Below are 16,644 nucleotides of genomic sequence, written 5' to 3'. Positions count from 1 at the left end.
CCAGAAATGCCTGCCCGTTCGCGCTTCGTAAAGTGGCAAATGGCGGGTTTCCGGGGCTTTTGCGCGCCATTTCACGAAGCTGCGCGCCGATCCGCGAAGGGGCGATTGCCGGTGAACGGGCAGGCGGCAGTGTGGCTGCAACAGCTTACCGAAACGGAGAAACAGCCATGACCGCCGCCATCACTTCCAATCCCTTCGCAGCCCTCAAACGCTACAACGAGCCTGCTGGTATGATGGACCTCGGCCCGGTGACGCGCGCTCTGGTGCTGGTGTCGGGAACGCTGATGACGGCTATCTGCATTCTCGCCATCGCCCGCGCGCTGCTTGGATTCACGCCGGACCTGCCGCATCTCGGAAACATCGCGGTCATGTTTCACGTCGCGACCGTCATCCCATGCGTGCCGCTTGGCCTTTACCTGCTGGTGGCGCGCAAGGGCACGCCGATGCACAAGCAGCTGGGCAAGCTCTGGGTGGCCCTGATGGTGATCACGGCAACCTCGACCCTCTTCATCCATGACGGCATGGCGCTGTCGTGGATCCACATCTTCGTGCCTTTCACCTACCGCGCATCATGGCTGATCGTGAAGACCGCGCGCGCTGGCGACATCAAGGCACACAAGGCGGAGATCGTCAGCTTGTTCCTCGGCGCTTTGATGATCCCCGGCATCTTCAGCTTCGTCATTCCGGGCCGCCTGATGAACGTGATGCTGTTCTGGTGAGACGCATTCAGCGCTGGCGTTTAAGCACCAGATAAAGCGCGCCCTCGCCTCCATGGCGGATATGGGCGCGCCGGACCGCAGCGATGGCATCGGCATGACGGCTCGCGGCAAGCCAGTCGAGCAGTTTGGCCCGGATCGCGCCGCGCTTGGTCGCCCGGTCGGCAGGGTCAGCAGGCCGCTCCCGCCCCGCAATCACCAGCACCACGCGCGCTCCCATGCTACGCGCCTGATCGATCCCATCCATGATCCGGCTATAGGCAGTGTCAAGCGAGTGACCGTGCAGATCGAGCGTGTAGTCGGGCGCGATCTGGCCCGCCTTGAGCTTGCGGTTCCAGTGCGAATCGAGCCCCGGATCGGGCTTGATCCGGCGCGGCGGTGCAGGAACAGGCTGACGCCGCGCTTGGGTCGCCGGAGCGGGCCGGGCTTTGACAGGCTGCGGCTTTGGCGGGGTAGGTTTGATAGCCTGCCTCGCAGGTGTGTCGGATGAAGGCTGCGGCGGCACACGCTTGCCCGGCATCGGTGTCACGCTTTGGGCAAGCCGCGCCCATGCGGTCTGCTCCGCTTCCGAAAGGCCGCGCGGGATGCTCATTGCTGGTCGTTGAGACGCGCGACAGTGCCCTTGGGCAGCAGCAGGAGCGCGGACCCGCGCGCGCTCATCCCGCCCGCGATTTCGCGCGCATCGGCGCCCGCACCCCAGAAGGTGTCGAAGCGGTTCGCGCCCTTGATTGCGCCGCCCGTGTCCTGCGCGATCCAGAGCCCGTCCGCGACATCACGGTCGAGGTCGAGCCATACCGGAGCGCCGAGCGGCACGAAGGCGGGGTCCGCAGCCACCGAAGCCTCGCGCCGGACAGGGACGCCCAAAGCGCCGAGAGGCCCGTCGCCGCGCAACTCGCGGAAGAAAATCCAGCTTTTGTTGAGGCGCATGAGCTCGCGGCCTTCACGCGGATTTTCGCGGATATAGGCCATGATCCCTTGCATCGATCCGGGATATTGGCCCGGCCCATCGCCCAGAAGCCCGCGCTCGCGCATGACGCCGCCAATACCGGTATGGCCGCGCCCGTTCTGCCCGGCATAACCGATGCGAATGACTTCACCGTCAGGCAAGCGCAGGCGGCCCGAGCCCTGGATCTGCAGGAAGAAGAATTCGACCGGGTCCGCTGCCCAGCCGATTACCGGAACGCGGCCTTCGAGCGCGCCGTCCTCAATCTCGGCCCGTTCATAATAGGGCACGAAATTACCATCGCTGTCATAGCGGCCAAGCGGTGCGCGGCCCTCTCGCTCGGAGGCGGGTGTGTCGGCAGGCCATGCGCGCACTAGATCGTCGGGCATCGCATAAACGGGCACGTCATATCCGGGACGGCGGGTTCGGCTGCCTAGGATCTCCGGCTCGAAATAGCCGGTAGCGAACGCGCTGCCATCGCCGATGCGCGCGGTTTCGAAGTGTTGCTGGAAGAAGCGCGGCGCATCGCTGACCGGCCAGCCCACCGCGGCTTCGCACGATGGGCGCCAGTCTGCGCCATAGGCAAGACCGCTGCGATCTTCGCGCGCAAGCAATTGCGGGCAGCTTTCGATGTAGCTTGCAAGCGCAGTCCCGGCATTCTCGCGGTTTAGACGAAGCGCGCCGACGCTTGGCCCTCGCACGACCCCGGCGAGCGCGGCGCTGGCGGCAGCGACTGCTGGCGGCGGCGTTGTCACCACGGGGCGCGGCGGATTGCTTTCAGGAACGAGGCGGATGCAGGCGGTGAGCAGAACAAGCGCGGTGAGCGCAGTGCCAAGCCCTGCGCCGACCGATTTGAAACTGCGGGTTTTGGTGTCGGGCCCGCCGAGCCAGATCACCCCGGCATCAGACGCGCGCCCGCCCCACACGAAGGATCAGCCTTCGTCGGTTTCGTCGAGAACCCAGTTGGGATCGCGCGAGCCGATATTGCGCGAGAAGGTCCACACGTCGCGGCTTTCGATTGCATCGTCGAGCGAACCAGCGACAACGACGCCATCTTTGTCGCGCGTCACCGCAGCGATGTCGGCGACGAACAGCACCGCGATGCGGGCCATGCGGCCGTCCATCGAAGCCGAGTGGATTCGCGTCTCTTCGATACGGATCAGCTTGTTGTCTAGCGTTTGCCCAGCTTCCTCGCGCGCGTCGATCGCAGCGGAGAAACCGGCATAGACATCGTCATCGCACAATTCGCGCAGGGTTTCCTTGTCACCTTCCCAGAACGCTTCGAGGACCATTTCGTAAGCGCCCTTCGCGCCGTCCATGAACTGGCCAATGTCGAACGAACGGTCGGCACTGGCGATTTCACGCACGCCGCGTTCAACCGCAGGCATGACGCCTTCGAGTTCGATGGAGCGCTGCGGAGCGGGTTGCGCGGGCTTACCGGCGATCGGCGGCTGTGCCTGAGGCTTGTCACCGGCATCGAAACGTTGGGGTACCGATTCCTCTTCATGCTCTGCACGGCGGCCGAGCACGGAATAAAGCCTCAGCCCCAGAAAGGCTGCAATCATGGCGAGGATGACGATTTCTAGAATCACGTTAGTACCTTGATACCCTTTCGGCGTGGGGCGACACACCTGATCTTGTCCAGACAGCTATCTTACCGACAGCGTCACCCTAACAATACATAGTTACGGCGACTGTTCCAGCCAGATGCGTCTCGTCCCATAAATAGGCATCAAATTCAATTCGCCAACGTCAAATCGGATGCAGTTCGGCGCGAAGTGGTGCCGTGATGGCGCAATATTGAGCCGCTTGGCGTGAGACCTTCGCCTGAGCGGCTGCCCATTGCCTCTATCACCCGCCCCTGCTAGGCGCGCGCCCTTGACGAGATCAACGCATCGCACAGGCTGGGTCAGCTGGCCGCGCGGGGCAATATCAGACCACCACACGAAAGACTTATGACCATGGCCGAAGAAGGCGACATTCTCACCGACCTCAACAATCCGGGCGCAGGCGCAAACGGCGCTGACAACCAGCCGGCAGCCGGGATCATCACCCAGTATGTGAAGGACATGTCGGTCGAAAATCCGAATGCGCCCGAAGTCTTCCAGTGGACCGACCAGCCCAAGGTCGACGTTCAGTTCAACATCGGTGCTCAGCCCAAGGGCGAGCAGGTCACCGAAGTCGAGCTGAAGATCAACGTCACCGCCACCACCGACAAGGGCCCGGCCTACATTGTCGAGCTTTCCTATTGCGGCCTCGTCGGCCTGCGCAACATTCCCGATGAGCAGGCGCACGCCTTCCTCTTCGCCGAAGCACCGCGCATCCTCTTCCCGTTCGCCCGCCGCGTCGTTTCCGACGCCGTGCGCGATGCAGGGTTTCCGCCATTGAACGTCGATCCGATCGACTTCAACGGCCTCTACATCCAGCAGCTCCAGGCACGCCGCCAGCAGGAAGCGGGCGCAGGTGGCGACACCCCGCCAGCTCCTTCGGGCGACGCGTAAGCTGGATCTGAACGCGGGCCTTTAGGGATGAGCCTGCTCAAAAATGTCGGGACCATCGGGTCCCTGACTATGCTCAGCCGTATTGCCGGAATGGCGCGCGAGATGATCTTCTCGCGCGTCCTTGGCGCCAATGCGGTGACCGACGCGTGGTTTCAGGCATTCATCATCCCCAATGTCTTTCGCCGCCTGTTCGCCGAGGGTGCGTTCTCGGCCGCCTTCGTGCCGATGTTCTCTAAGCGGCTGCACGGTCATGACGACCCGGAAAAAGGGCTGGAAGAAGCCCGCTCGTTCAGCGCCGATGTGCTGAGCGTTTTCCTCCCCGTGCTGATCGCTCTGGTCGCGGTGTTCGAGATCGCGATGCCGGGGGTAATCTGGCTCCTGAGCGAGAAGCCGGTCGATCCGGAAACCTATCCGCTCGCGGTCGATTTCGCGCGGATCATGTTCCCTTATATCATCCTCGTCAGCCTCGTGACGTTGTTTACAGGTATGCTGAACAGCGTCTCGCGTTTTGCGCCCGGAGCAAGCTTTCCGATCATCCTCAACATCGTCCTGATCGCGGCGCTGCTTACGGGCGAATGGTTTGCCGACAACACCGGGGCGAGCGTCGAGCAGATCGCCTACGGCATCGCGTGGGCGGTGACGGGCGCGGGGGTGATGCAGCTTGCGTGGCTGTATTACTGGACGCGGGTCGAGGGCTTCAGGCCAAAGCTCCTGTGGCCGCGCATCACGCCTGAAGTGAAGCGCCTCGGCATCATTGCTCTTCCCGCAGCGATTGGCGGCGGCGCGTATCAGATCAACACGCTGGTCCAGCTCTACTTCCTCAACCAGCTTGAGGACGGCTCGGTCAGCTACATGAACTATGCCGACCGCCTGAACCAATTGCCGCTCGGTATCATCGGCATTGCGCTGTCGACCGCGATCCTGCCGACGCTTTCGAAGTTCGTGGGGGGCGAGAACAAGGAAGGCGCGGACCGCATCCAGTCCGACGCCATCGAGCTTTCGATGTTGCTGACGATCCCCGCTGCCGTCGCACTGGCGATCTGTGCGGAAGCCTTCGTGACGATGATCTTCCAGGGAGGCCGCTTCGATCTTGCAGATGCGAGCGCCACCGGAGAAGTGCTCGCGGCGCTCGTGCTCGGCCTTCCCGCCTATGTGCTGGTGAAGGTGCTGGTGCCCAACTTCTACGCCCGCGCCGACACCAAAACGCCGGTGGTCGCAGCCTTTATCTCGCTGGGCGTATTCATAACGACCTGCATTCTCGTGCTCGACACCTATGGCGTCGTCGGGGTGGCCTTCGCCAGCGTGATCGGCGCCTGGATCAACGTCGCCTTCCTGCTCGTCGTGCTGGCTGCGCGCGGGCATTATCGCATTCCGGGCGTGCTGCTTCTTCGCATCGCGCGTCAGGTGCTGGCCGCGGCGGCCATGGGCGCGGCCTTGTTCTACACGAACGACCTGCTAACGGACTGGTATTCGGCAGGGCTGTTCGCCCGGCTGGGCGCGCTCGCGGCGCTCGTCGCGGCTGCCGCCATCGTCTATTTCGGCCTCGCTTTCGCCACCGGCGCCATCGACCGGCAGCGCATCGCCACCCTTACGAAGAAAGCAAAGTAGTATCATGCGTGTCGTCTCTGGCATCCAGCCCACCGGTAAACCGCATCTCGGCAACTATCTTGGCGCGATCGTCAATTACGTGAAGTTGCAGGACGAGGCGCATTCCGCAGACGGCGAGTGTTTCATTTTCCTCGCCGACCTGCACGCGCTTTCTCAGCCGCATGACCCGGCAGAGCTGACAAAGAACACCCGCGAAATGGTGGCGACGCTGGTGGCCTGCGGGGTCGATCCATCCAAGACGATCCTGTTCAACCAGGCGCAGGTTCCCGCTCACGCAGAGCTGCAATGGCTTTTAAACGGAACGGCCCGGATGGGTTGGCTCAATCGCATGACGCAGTGGAAGGACAAGGCGGGCAAGAACCGCGAGGGCCAGTCGATTGCGCTCTTCACCTACCCCGTCCTGCAGGCCGCAGACGTACTGCTCTATCAGGCGACGCACGTTCCTGTGGGCGAGGATCAAAAGCAGCATCTCGAACTTGCCCGCGACATCGCGCAGAAGTTCAACAACGACTTCTGCGCCGAAGACGCACCGCTCTTCACGCTGCCCGAGCCTTACATCCCGCCAGCCGCCGCGCGCATCATGAGCCTGCGCGACGGCACGGCCAAGATGAGCAAGTCGGACCCGTCGGACATGAGCCGCATCAGCCTTACCGACGATCCCGACACGGTGATGAAAAAGGTCAAGAAGGCCAAAACCGACCCCGAGCCCCTTCCGTCGGAAGAAAAGGGCCTCGAGGACCGCGCCGAGGCAAAGAACCTCGTGGGAATCTACGCCGCTCTGACCGGTAAGAGCACCGCGGACGTCCTCGCCGAACATGGCGGACAGGGTTTTGGCGCGTTCAAGCCTGCGCTGGGCGAAGTGCTCGTGGAAACCCTGCGTCCTATCAATGCGCGCTTCATGGAGCTCAAGGACGATCAGGAAGCGCTCGACGCCATTCTTGCGCGCGGCGCGGCGCAGGCACGCGAGCACGGGCTACCGACGCTCGATGCCGCCTACAAGGCGCTGGGTCTGGTGCGCGGCTGAGCGCACAGCTGATTGGCGCTCATTGGCCTAGGCCGGGTGGCCGAGCAAAACGTTCAATTTCGGTTCAGCACAACAAGTTATTGTGCGCCGCAACAGTGATCGCCTGATCGATAGGGTCATCATTAAGGGGTCGTAGAAAGGCTGACAGCAGGGCCGCGTACAAGCGCCCGCGTTCAGCCTCGACACGCATTGAAGGGAATGGCGCACGGTCACTGGCACACCTGCCGGTGCGTCCTGCATTTGGGTCGCACTGGCGAAACACTGAAGGATATGTCATGAACCGTATTGCTATGTCATCGCGTTCGAACCGTTTCAGTCGCCTCTCCCGCCTTGCTCTGGCAGGAATAGCGACAGCTACGCTCGCCGCATGTGCTCCATCATTCAAGGCTGACGTCTCGCGCTTCCAGGCGCAACTGCCCGCTCCGCAGGGTCAGACCTTTGCCGTCGTGGCCGAAGATCCCACGCTCGCAGGCGGGCTGGAATTCGCGCTTTATGCCGACATGGTTGCTGCCGAAATGGCAGAGCTTGGCTATAACCGCGCGGCAACTGCAGAGAACGCTAACCTGTTGGTTCGCTTCGATTACGGGGTCGACAATGGCCGCGAACGCATCCGCAGCAACGGCCTTGCCGGCGACCCATTCTTCGGACCATGGGGCGGCTTTGGCGGTTTCGGTTTCCGCCGCGCCTATGCGTTTGGCTTCTACGATCCGTTCCTCGCCGGACCGCAGGTTCGCAGCTACACCGTTTATACCTCGGACATCGATCTGAAGATCGACAACACCGCAACGGGCGAGCGCCTTTTCGAAGGTTCCGCACAAGCCGTTTCGCGTTCGAATCGCCTGCAGTCACTGGTCCCGAACCTCGTCGACGCGATTTTCACCGACTTCCCTGGAAGCAATGGTGAAACTCTTCGCATTACGATCAAGGAAGATGGTAAGACGGTCAGACCGGCACGATAACAACCGCCATGGGCTAACTGGGAATGCCCACGGACGGGAAGAAAGGGCGGCGCAAGGGATCAGCGCCGCCCTTTTTCATGCCTGCAAAGCGCGCGAGGCTCATCGGTTGTCGAGCTGAGCACGCACCGCTAGCAGCCCTTCGCGCGTGATGCGGTATGGTTTGCCGCTGCGGCTGCGGATGAGCCGACGTTTTCGAAGCCGCTCGAAGACAGGCAAGCTGCAATCGGCAATGCGCAAGCCCTCGCGGTTGAAGCAATCGACGCCTGTCACTTTCCCGCGATGGTCGCGATCAAAGCGGATCAGCCCGCCCTGCGCGAGGACGTGCAGCACGCGCTGCTCGTTTTTGGAAATGTTCAATGAAATTGTCCCGATTGGGTATGCTGAGAGCCGCTCTTCCGGCGCATCGGGCGGGAGGCGGGGCAATCGGTTTCCAGCGCGCAATCAACGCGCGAAACCGGTTCAGCAGTTCACAATCTCGAACATAAAATCCCTGTGTGGACGTGAGGCGCAAATGCCGCGTATCACCTTACAGGTCAAGTTTTCTAGAGCTTGGCGTGTCCGCCGGTCGAGCCGAAACCGCCCTCGCCGCGCTGGGTCGCGTCGAGTTCGTCGACTTCGGACCATGCGGCCTGGACCACCGGGGCGAGCACCAGCTGCGCGACCCGGTCGCCGCGCGCGATCGCAAAGTCCTCGCTGCCGTGATTGATCAGCAGGACCTTCAATTCGCCGCGATAATCGGAATCGATTGTGCCCGGCGTGTTGGGAACTGTGATCCCGTGCTTGAACGCGAGACCTGAGCGCGGACGCACCTGAATCTCGAAGCCTTGCGGGATCGCAACAGAAAGCCCGGTGGCAACCGCGTCGCGCGCTCCGGGCGCGATGGTCACGTCCTCGGCGCTGACAATATCCATGCCGGCGCTGCCATCGGTGGCGTAGGCCGGGAGTGGGAGGCCCTCGCCATGCGGGAGGCGCTTGACTTCGACTTGCACGGGACCGGTCATTCTGCGGCTTCGGCCTTCAAGGTTGCAGCGATCCGTTCGACCAGCGCCATCGCGACTTCGCCCTTGGGCATCTTGTCGAGCTTTTCGACGCCGTCTGCGCTGACGATGTGGACGAGGTTGTCGTCGCCGCCCATGACGTCGCCAGAGACATCATTCGCAACGATCCAGTCGCACGCCTTGCGCTTGCGCTTCTGCTTGGCATTGGCGAGCACGTCGTCGGTTTCGGCGGCAAAGCCGACCACGAGTTCAGGACGATTCGATGCGCCTGCGAGATTGGTAAGGATGTCGGGGTTTTCGGTGAGCATGAGAGCCGGAGGTGCAGAGCCGCGCTTCTTGATCTTTTCGTCGCGATATTCCTTGGGCCGCCAGTCGGCGACCGCTGCAACCATGACTGCGACATCGGCTGGCAGTGCCCGCTTGACTGCAGTCGACATTTCTTCGGCGCTTTCAACATCGATCCGCTTCACACCCGCCGGGGTCTTGAGCGCAACCGGGCCTGCGACCAGCGTCACGTCTGCACCCAGAGCAGCGGCCGCGGCGGCGATGGCAAAGCCCTGCTTCCCGCTCGACCGGTTGGCGATGTAGCGCACAGGATCGATCGATTCCCAGGTCGGCCCTGCGGTCACCAGCACGTGGCGGCCATCGAGCGGGCGGTAGGAGGCATCGACGTCGAAGCTTCCCGCGACCTCTTCCTCGTCGGCCTCGATAGTCGCTGCCTTCTCGGGCGCGACCTTCTTGGCGGCGACCTTCTTGGGAGCGGGCTTTTCTTCTTCGGGCTCCTCAACCACTTCAGGCGCAAGACGGCGCTCGTCGACCTCGTGGTTGATGGCGTCGGGATCGATGGGCGGCGCAGCCTTGCCCTTGCCCTTGGTCGCGAGAGGTGAACCTTCGAGATCGGGATTGAACTCGATGTCCTCGTCCTCGATCTCGACGTCTTCGGGCAGTTCCTCTTCGCCCAGTGCGTCGAGTTCGGCCTCGATCTCTTCGGCGCTGCGTTTCTCGGTCGAGCGATTGATGATCTTGGAAAGCAGTCCGCCAAGCCCGCCGCCAAGCGTCGATCCGGTATCGTCCTCGGGTTCGAGCGCTTCGACCTCGAGCTCTTCGGCGGGCGCATCGTTGGCCGCGACCGGCGCAGGCGCTTCTTCCTCAACCTCGATCCCGAATTGCGCGGCGATTTCGCGCCAGATGGCGTGCGGTTCGGGCAAGCGACCATAGCCGAACTCGCCGCAGGCCATCGCGCCTTCATCCGGGTGGATGACGGTGACGCCCGCTTCCTTCAGCGATTCGACGTTGCGCTGTGTGGATGCATGCTCCCACATCTTCACGTTCATCGCGGGAACCGCCATCACCGGCTTGTTGGTCGCAAGGATGAGCGTCGTGGCCAAGTCATCGGCGATGCCTGCTGCCATCTTCGCCATCAGGTCGGCGGTCGCGGGGCAGACGACGATCATGTCGGCCTCACGCGAGAGTTCGATATGCCCCATCTCGACCTCGTTCTTGAGATCGAAGAGTGATGTGTAGACCTGGTTTTCGGAGAGCGCGGCAAGCGACATGGGGGTCACGAATTGCTGCCCGCCCTTGGTCACGACGCAGGTGACATCGCCCCCGCCCTTGCGGATGAGCCGGACGAGCTCGCACGATTTGTAGGCCGCGATACCGCCGCCAACCACAAGCAGGATCTTTGGCCCAGCCTCGCTCACTACCCGGTCTTCCTCCACGTTCTTGGTCTGTCAGTTTCCGTCTAGCGGTCATATCAAGCCGCGCCAAGTCCAGCAGACTCCTTGCGATAGGATGGTTAAAATTGCACTTAGAGCCGAGCAGCGAATTGACGGCAATCGCGCCGGTCCGGGCGCTGCGTTAAAGGGGATTTACAGATGATTTTAGCGCTCAAGATGCTTTTGACGCTCGGCGGGGGATTGCTGGTATTCATGGGGTTCGGCTTCTTCACCGATCCAGTGAGCTCGGCTGCGGATTTCGGGATCGATGTTGAAGGCGCGCATGGCCTCACCTCGATACGCGCCGACATGACCGCCTTTTTCGGAGTGTCGGGCGCGTGTTTCATCTGGGGCGCGTGGGCCAATCGCAGCGATCCCCTGATCATTGGTGCGGCTTTGATGTTCGTCACCCTGGCAACGCGGCTCGTCGCGCTTGGCGCTTATGGCGCATTTGAGGGTTACATCCTGCCGATGGTGGTCGAGGCGTTGCTCGGCATTTTCGGCATCGTCGGCGCGCGAATTCTGCCGAAGACCGCCAGAGGCTAGAGCAGCCCGGCGAGCATCGCGCCGTATACAGCGCCTGCCCCCGCCAGCCCTGCAACGAAGTAGCCGAGCAGGCCTCCGCCTGAGCGTTCCTTCCGGTCGGTCATCAGGCGGATTTCTGGAAGCGGCGGGGGTTCGGGTGCGCCGCCCTTGGGCGGGAACTTCTCTTCCAGCCGGCGGATCAGGCCAGGCAGGCGGAACAGCGTTTCGGTGTCTTCCTTGATCCGGTCGGCAACCGCCGCTTCCGGCCCAAGCTCGTCGCGGATCCAGCTGCGCACGTAAGGAGCGGCGGTGTCCCACATATTGATGTCGGGATTGAGCTGCGTCGCGATCCCTTCGACCATCACCATGGTCTTTTGCAGCAACAGCAGGTGCGGTTGGGTCTGCATGTCGAAGTCGCGGGTGATTGCGAACAGCCCGTCGAGCATCTGGCCGACGCTCAGTTCCTTTACCGGCTTGCCACGCATCGGCTCGCCCACCGCACGAAGCGCCGTCGCGAACTCGCCGACCGAGTGATAGCTCGGCACATATTGCGCTTCGAAGTGGATTTCGGCGACGCGCTGATAATTGCCGGTGGTGAGGCCATAGAGAATCTCGGCAAGCCACTGGCGCGCGCGGCGGTCGATCCGGCCCATGATGCCGAAGTCGATGGCAACGATCGTGCCGTCGTCTTCGATGAACAGGTTGCCCTGGTGCATGTCGGCGTGGAAGAATCCGGCGCTGATCGCCTGGGTCAGAAAGCTGATGACGAGCTTTTCGGCGAGCGCCTCAAGATCGTGTCCCGCTACGAGCAGTTCGTCGCGCTTGGAAATCTTGATGCCTTCCACCCACTCGATGGTCAGCACCCGGCCATTGGTCCGGTCCCAGTCGATAGCGGGGATGCGATAACCGCCAACGCCCGCCATTTCCTCGGCAAGTTCGGAGGCTGAGGCGGCTTCGCGGCGAAGGTCGAGTTCGGAATTGGTCCACCGCTTGAAATTTGCGATGGTCAGCCGGGGGCGGAGGCGTGCGGCCTCTCCGCCCATCGCCTCGACATGGGCAGCGGCCCATTCGTAGGTCTGGATGTCGCGCGCAAACTTCTCGCGGATGCCCGGACGCAGCACTTTAACCGCGACCTTGCGCCCGTCGATGGTGGTGGCACGGTGAACCTGCGCGATAGAGGCAGCGCCAACCGGCACCGGGTCGATATCCGCGAACAGCGCGTCGAGCGGCTGCTCGAATGTCGCGGCGATCTGCTCTTCGATTTTTGAGAAAGGCACCGGCGGCAGGCTGTCCTGCAGGCTCAGCAGGTTGTGCGCGGCCTCTTCGCCAACGAGATCAGGCCGGGTCGCGAGCGACTGACCGAGCTTGATTGCCGCAGGCCCGATGGCGCGAAAGGCGCCCGCATAGTCGCGGGTCCCACGTTTGCCGGTCAGGGTCGCAAGCCGAGCGATCCGTGCAAGCCTGCGCACCGTGGACGGCGCGTTGGGATCGTCCTCGACCCCGACAAGCGCACGGCGGCGTGCGAGCGTGATGCCCCATCGCGCAAGGCGGAAAAGATGCGTGGCAGGCGTTGTCATGCGCTCTTAGATTTTCCAGCCCGAATGGATCGCGACCGCACCGCCCAGGATGCTTTCGACCTTGGTGTTGGTGAAGCCCGCTGCGCGAATCATGTTCTCGAACTCGGCCATCTTGGGGAACTTGCGGATCGATTCGACGAGATAGCGATAGGAGTCCGCGTCGCCTGCGATCATCTGCCCCATGCGCGGGAGCAGCAGATCGGAATAGACATCGTAGACTTCCTTGAAGCCCGACCATTCGGTGGTCGAGAATTCCATGCAGTAAAACCGTCCACCGGGACGCAGCACGCGGTAAGCCTCGGCAAGCGCCTTGTCCTTGTAGGTGACGTTCCTAATGCCGAAGACGATGGTGTAGGCATCGAAGCTGCCCGAGGCGAAGCTGACCTCTTCCGCATTCTGACAGGTAAAGACGAGGCTGCCCGTTTCGGCGCTTTCGGCGCGCTCCATCGCGCGCTCCGCACCCACGTCGAGCATGTCCTGATTGATGTCGGCAACGGTGATGTTCGCGCCGCGATCGGCCATGCGAAAGGCGATGTCGCCCGTGCCGCCTGCCATGTCGAGAATCGATTCGCCCGGCTGCGGCTTCACGCGCTTGACGAAACGGTCCTTCCAGCCGCGATGCATCCCGATCGACATCGCGTCGTTCATGATGTCGTATTTCTTCGCGACACTGGTGAAGACCTCGCCCACGCGCCGGGTCTTTTCTTCCGGACTTACATTCTCATAGCCGAAGGAGACGGTTTCGCTTCCCGCATCGTTCGCGTGGTCGTTGATGTTCTCACTCATGCGAGGTGCCCTAGAGGGAATTGCGGGATGCGCAAAGGGTGTTAGTGGGGTCCAAATGCCCGAATTACCCGAAGTCGAAACCACCGTGCGCGGCCTTGCCCGTTTCCTTGATGGCGCGCGGATCGAACGAGTGACGCTGAATCGCCCCGATTTGCGCCGCCCGTTCCCTCCTGAACTCGTGCAAGTGATGACCGGTGCGACGGTCACGGGCCTGTCGCGCCGCGCCAAATACGGCCTCATCCACCTCGATCGCGGTGCGACCATGATCTTTCACTTGGGCATGAGCGGGCGCTGGCGGATCGACCCGGAAGAAGCCGACAAACACGACCACCTCCTGATGGAAGCCGCCGGTCACCGTTTCGCTCTGTGTGATCCGCGAAGGTTCGGCTCGGTCGATTTGCAGCAGACCGACGCGCTCGACACTTGGCCGCAATTCGCAGCGATGGGCCCCGAACCGCTCGGCCCGGACTTTACGCCTGAACAGCTCAAGTCGGCGCTGAAGGGCAAATCCCAGAGCATCAAGCTGTGCCTGCTGGATCAACGCATCGTAGCAGGGCTCGGCAATATATATGTGTGTGAGGCGCTTTGGCGGTCGGGAATTCATCCTCTCAAGGCAGGTGGGAAGGTAACGCGGCCTCAGCTTGCCCGGCTTGTCCCTGCAATCCGAGACGTTCTTATGGCATCCATCAAAGATGGTGGCTCATCTCTGAGGGACTACGCCGCACCTGATGGTGAGCTTGGCTATTTCGCAACGCGCTTTGATGTCTATGGACGCACGGGCGAACTGTGCAGGCGCGAAGATGGCGGAAAGATCCGCCGGATCGCGCAAGGCGGGCGCAGCACCTGGTATTGCGCGAAGTGCCAGCGCTGAGCCTGTTTCGGCAACGACCCGTGTATCGCAACTAGAAACCCACAGTTTCCTTGACGATTCGCCCCTTGCCGACTATGTGCGCCGCTTTCCGGCGGTGAATCGCCGATTTTTCGAACAGACCAGACTATTTCCGGTCGCAAAGCTGCGGCCTGCACAAAACGCGAGACAGACAGACATATGGCCAATTCGCCGCAAGCCCGTAAGCGCATTCGTCGCAACAACCGCCGTGCCGAAGTGAACGGCGCGCGCATGAGCCGCATTCGTAGCCACGTGAAGAAGGTCGAAGCGGCCTGCGAAGCTGGCGACAAGGATGCAGCAGCCGCAGCTCTCAAGGCTGCTCAGCCTGAACTGGCTCGCGGTGTTGCACGCGGCGTGATGCACAAGAACACCGTCGCGCGGAAGATGTCGCGCCTGACGAAGCGAGTCGCCGCTCTCTAAGTCAGTTTCACAAGCGCGATTCGGCCTCTCCGTGAGCCGCCGGTTACGCGTTTGGACTTAAGGAATGTGGATAAGGGTCGTGCCGATTGGCACGGCCCTTTTCTTTTGTGACCAATGTGACAGGGCAGGCCGCCGAGAATGTCAGGAAACTCAACGATTCGCGGCCTCAGAAATCGAAACTCTATGTAAATCAGCGACTTGTACGTACGCCTGCGGGGTTGCGCCGAGTCAACAAATATATTTCGATTTTATTGCAATTCCCCGCTTGCTCTCAGCGCCCAACAGTTCTTTATTCGGCTCTCACCTGGAGCGGGACAGACCGGGTGCCACATAGTTTAGCTGACGGGGGATCCCGGAAAAACACCATTTTCCGGTCAGGGACGTTATTGCCTGTCAAATGTTTGAAGTCGCACCTCGGACAGCGGTTCCGGGTACGGGAGAGTAGTGGGGTTTCAATGGTGCACAAGATGGACAAGACGCGGACAACGCGTCGCAGCGCGGATGATGATTTGATGGAAGATGCCGAAGCCGTAAATCTCGCAGCTGACTGGGCTGATATCAGTCAGGGACTGCGAAAGGACCTCGGCCACCAATTGCACAGTCAGTGGATCAAGCCGATCCAGGTTGGTTCGATCAACAAGGAAACGGGCACACTTGACCTGTTTCTCCCAACCGAATTTTCAGCCAACTGGGTGAAGGATCGTTTTCACGACCGCCTTCAGCTCGCGTGGAAGATCGTGCGCGGCGACGTGCGCAACGTGAACATCCAGGTTCACCCGGGCCGCCGCCAGCTGCCTGAACTGCGTATCGACGATGGCCGCCGTCCGGCCAATGATGGCGCGAGCGCAATCGCGGTTGCCGCGGGCACGATCGGCGATGCAGGCTTTACCTCGAGCGTCGGTCTCGACCCTTCGCTCACCTTCCAGGCATTCGTCACCGGCGAAGCCAATGTGCTCGCCTGCAATGCAGCACAGCGCATGGCCGCGACCGAACAGCCGCAGTTCTCGCCGCTCTACCTCAAGGCCGCGACTGGTCAGGGCAAGACGCACCTGCTGCACGCGATCGGCCACGCCTTCCTGCAGGCTCACCCGCGCGCTCGCATTTTCTACTGCTCGGCCGAGCGATTCATGGTCGAGTTCGTGCAGGCTCTCAAAGCCAACCAGATGATCGAGTTCAAGGCGCGCCTGCGCAGCTTCGACCTGCTGCTGGTGGACGACATCCAGTTCATCATCGGTAAGGCTTCGGCTCAGGAAGAGCTGCTCTACACGATCGATGCACTGCTCGCCGAGGGCAAGCGACTGGTCTTTGCAGCCGACCGGGCACCGCAGGCATTGGACGGTGTCGAACCGCGCCTTCTGTCGCGCCTTTCGATGGGGCTCGTCGCCGACATTCAGGCGGCGGATATCGAGCTTCGCAAGAAGATCCTCGAATCGAAGCTGTCGCGCTTTGCGCCGCTCAGCGTTCCGGAAGACGTGATCGACTTCCTCGCCCGCACGATCACGCGCAATGTTCGCGAGCTGGTCGGCGGTCTCAACAAGCTGATCGCTTACGCTCAGCTGACGGGTCAGGAAGTTTCGCTGCAACTCGCGGAAGAACAGCTGACCGATATACTCTCAGCGAACCGCCGCCGGATCACGATCGACGAGATTCAGCGCACGGTCTGCCAGTTCTACCGGATCGACCGCAGCGAGATGAGTTCGAAGCGCCGTGCGCGCGCCGTGGTTCGCCCGCGTCAGGTGGCGATGTACCTCTCGAAGGTGCTGACCCCGCGTTCCTACCCGGAAATCGGCCGCAAATTCGGTGGCCGTGACCACTCGACCGTCATCCACGCCGTGCGCCTGATCGAAGATCTGCGTCAGCGCGATGCCGACATGGATGGCGATGTCCGCAGCTTGTTGAGGCAGCTGGAAAGCTGATCTCAATTCCACTGGCGGTGCACTCCCGGTCAACGGCATGTGCACCGCCAGACCAGCCTCGGCC

Annotated in this window: 17 protein-coding genes; 9 read left to right on the top strand and 8 right to left on the bottom strand. The window is 62.1% G+C overall.

Features of this window, described 5'->3' with window-relative positions:
* Window positions 1-167 precede the first annotated feature (167 nt).
* Entirely contained in the window at window positions 168-719 is a 552-nt protein-coding gene (locus AC0V6T_RS00510) for a DUF2306 domain-containing protein (RefSeq protein ID WP_486123361.1), read from the top strand.
* A 7-nt stretch (window positions 720-726) separates the two neighbouring features.
* Here AC0V6T_RS00510 and AC0V6T_RS00505 read toward each other — a convergent pair whose 3' ends face one another.
* The 3 genes from AC0V6T_RS00505 to AC0V6T_RS00495 are packed head-to-tail and all read right to left on the bottom strand — an operon-like array spanning window position 727 to window position 3,251.
* On the bottom strand, window positions 727-1,308 hold the full coding sequence (locus tag AC0V6T_RS00505) for a Smr/MutS family protein (protein WP_486123359.1): 582 nt from the start codon (window positions 1,306-1,308) through the stop codon (window positions 727-729).
* Window positions 1,305-2,585: a murein transglycosylase A gene (gene mltA, locus AC0V6T_RS00500; RefSeq protein ID WP_486123357.1), complete on the bottom strand. Its 1,281-nt coding sequence runs from the start codon at window positions 2,583-2,585 to the stop codon at window positions 1,305-1,307. The genes AC0V6T_RS00505 and mltA overlap by 4 nt, the downstream gene beginning before the upstream one ends.
* Before the next feature lie 6 nt (window positions 2,586-2,591).
* Window positions 2,592-3,251 (bottom strand): Tim44/TimA family putative adaptor protein, encoded by a 660-nt coding sequence (locus AC0V6T_RS00495; protein WP_486123355.1) that lies wholly within the window; start codon window positions 3,249-3,251, stop codon window positions 2,592-2,594.
* A gap of 369 nt (window positions 3,252-3,620) precedes the next feature.
* Here AC0V6T_RS00495 and secB point away from each other — a divergent pair, with 369 nt between their 5' ends.
* The 4 genes from secB to AC0V6T_RS00475 all read left to right on the top strand — a co-directional run bounded on the left by secB (window position 3,621) and on the right by AC0V6T_RS00475 (window position 7,751).
* Window positions 3,621-4,160, top strand: a complete 540-nt coding sequence (secB, locus tag AC0V6T_RS00490) for a protein-export chaperone SecB (protein WP_040464952.1) — start codon at window positions 3,621-3,623, stop codon at window positions 4,158-4,160.
* A 27-nt stretch (window positions 4,161-4,187) separates the two neighbouring features.
* On the top strand, window positions 4,188-5,768 hold the full coding sequence (gene murJ / locus AC0V6T_RS00485; protein ID WP_486123353.1) for a murein biosynthesis integral membrane protein MurJ: 1,581 nt from the start codon (window positions 4,188-4,190) through the stop codon (window positions 5,766-5,768).
* Window positions 5,769-5,772: 4 nt separating this feature from the next.
* Window positions 5,773-6,792, top strand: a complete 1,020-nt coding sequence (gene trpS, locus AC0V6T_RS00480; protein ID WP_486123351.1) for a tryptophan--tRNA ligase — start codon at window positions 5,773-5,775, stop codon at window positions 6,790-6,792.
* A 275-nt stretch (window positions 6,793-7,067) separates the two neighbouring features.
* Complete coding sequence (locus AC0V6T_RS00475) at window positions 7,068-7,751, top strand: DUF4136 domain-containing protein (protein WP_486123349.1); 684 nt, start codon at window positions 7,068-7,070, stop codon at window positions 7,749-7,751.
* Window positions 7,752-7,850: 99 nt separating this feature from the next.
* Here the strand turns inward: AC0V6T_RS00475 and AC0V6T_RS00470 are convergent, their stop codons facing one another.
* The 3 genes from AC0V6T_RS00470 to AC0V6T_RS00460 all read right to left on the bottom strand — a co-directional run bounded on the left by AC0V6T_RS00470 (window position 7,851) and on the right by AC0V6T_RS00460 (window position 10,452).
* Window positions 7,851-8,108 carry a YjhX family toxin gene (locus AC0V6T_RS00470; protein ID WP_486123347.1) on the bottom strand — a complete coding sequence of 86 codons (258 nt, stop codon included), beginning with the start codon at window positions 8,106-8,108 and terminating at the stop codon, window positions 7,851-7,853.
* A gap of 185 nt (window positions 8,109-8,293) precedes the next feature.
* A complete protein-coding gene (gene dut, locus AC0V6T_RS00465; protein ID WP_486123345.1) occupies window positions 8,294-8,752 on the bottom strand; it encodes a dUTP diphosphatase in 459 nt (152 codons plus the stop codon).
* Window positions 8,749-10,452, bottom strand: a complete 1,704-nt coding sequence (locus AC0V6T_RS00460; RefSeq protein ID WP_486123343.1) for a bifunctional phosphopantothenoylcysteine decarboxylase/phosphopantothenate synthase — start codon at window positions 10,450-10,452, stop codon at window positions 8,749-8,751. Before AC0V6T_RS00460 ends, dut begins: the two co-directional genes overlap by 4 nt.
* 174 nt (window positions 10,453-10,626) lie before the next feature.
* Between AC0V6T_RS00460 and AC0V6T_RS00455 the strand changes: the two genes are divergently transcribed.
* Entirely contained in the window at window positions 10,627-11,013 is a 387-nt protein-coding gene (locus AC0V6T_RS00455) for a DUF4345 family protein (RefSeq protein WP_007165343.1), read from the top strand.
* Here AC0V6T_RS00455 and ubiB read toward each other — a convergent pair.
* Together ubiB and AC0V6T_RS00445 are read right to left on the bottom strand one after the other, a co-directional pair.
* Window positions 11,010-12,569 carry a 2-polyprenylphenol 6-hydroxylase gene (ubiB, locus tag AC0V6T_RS00450; RefSeq protein WP_486123341.1) on the bottom strand — a complete coding sequence of 520 codons (1,560 nt, stop codon included), beginning with the start codon at window positions 12,567-12,569 and terminating at the stop codon, window positions 11,010-11,012. The genes AC0V6T_RS00455 and ubiB overlap by 4 nt on opposite strands.
* A 6-nt stretch (window positions 12,570-12,575) precedes the next feature.
* Window positions 12,576-13,355 (bottom strand): class I SAM-dependent methyltransferase, encoded by a 780-nt coding sequence (locus AC0V6T_RS00445; protein WP_486123339.1) that lies wholly within the window; start codon window positions 13,353-13,355, stop codon window positions 12,576-12,578.
* Between the two features lie 55 nt (window positions 13,356-13,410).
* Here AC0V6T_RS00445 and mutM point away from each other — a divergent pair, with 55 nt between their 5' ends.
* The 3 genes from mutM to dnaA all read left to right on the top strand — a co-directional run bounded on the left by mutM (window position 13,411) and on the right by dnaA (window position 16,580).
* Window positions 13,411-14,226, top strand: a complete 816-nt coding sequence (mutM, locus tag AC0V6T_RS00440; RefSeq protein WP_486123337.1) for a bifunctional DNA-formamidopyrimidine glycosylase/DNA-(apurinic or apyrimidinic site) lyase — start codon at window positions 13,411-13,413, stop codon at window positions 14,224-14,226.
* Window positions 14,227-14,403: 177 nt separating this feature from the next.
* Window positions 14,404-14,664: a 30S ribosomal protein S20 gene (rpsT, locus tag AC0V6T_RS00435; RefSeq protein WP_007165347.1), complete on the top strand. Its 261-nt coding sequence runs from the start codon at window positions 14,404-14,406 to the stop codon at window positions 14,662-14,664.
* 455 nt (window positions 14,665-15,119) lie between these two features.
* Window positions 15,120-16,580 (top strand): chromosomal replication initiator protein DnaA, encoded by a 1,461-nt coding sequence (dnaA, locus tag AC0V6T_RS00430; protein ID WP_007165348.1) that lies wholly within the window; start codon window positions 15,120-15,122, stop codon window positions 16,578-16,580.
* The last annotated feature ends 64 nt before the right edge of the window (window positions 16,581-16,644 follow it).

The sequence above is a fragment of the Erythrobacter sp. S158 genome (assembly GCF_057364915.1).
This window is presented reverse-complemented; position numbering and strand designations above follow the sequence as displayed.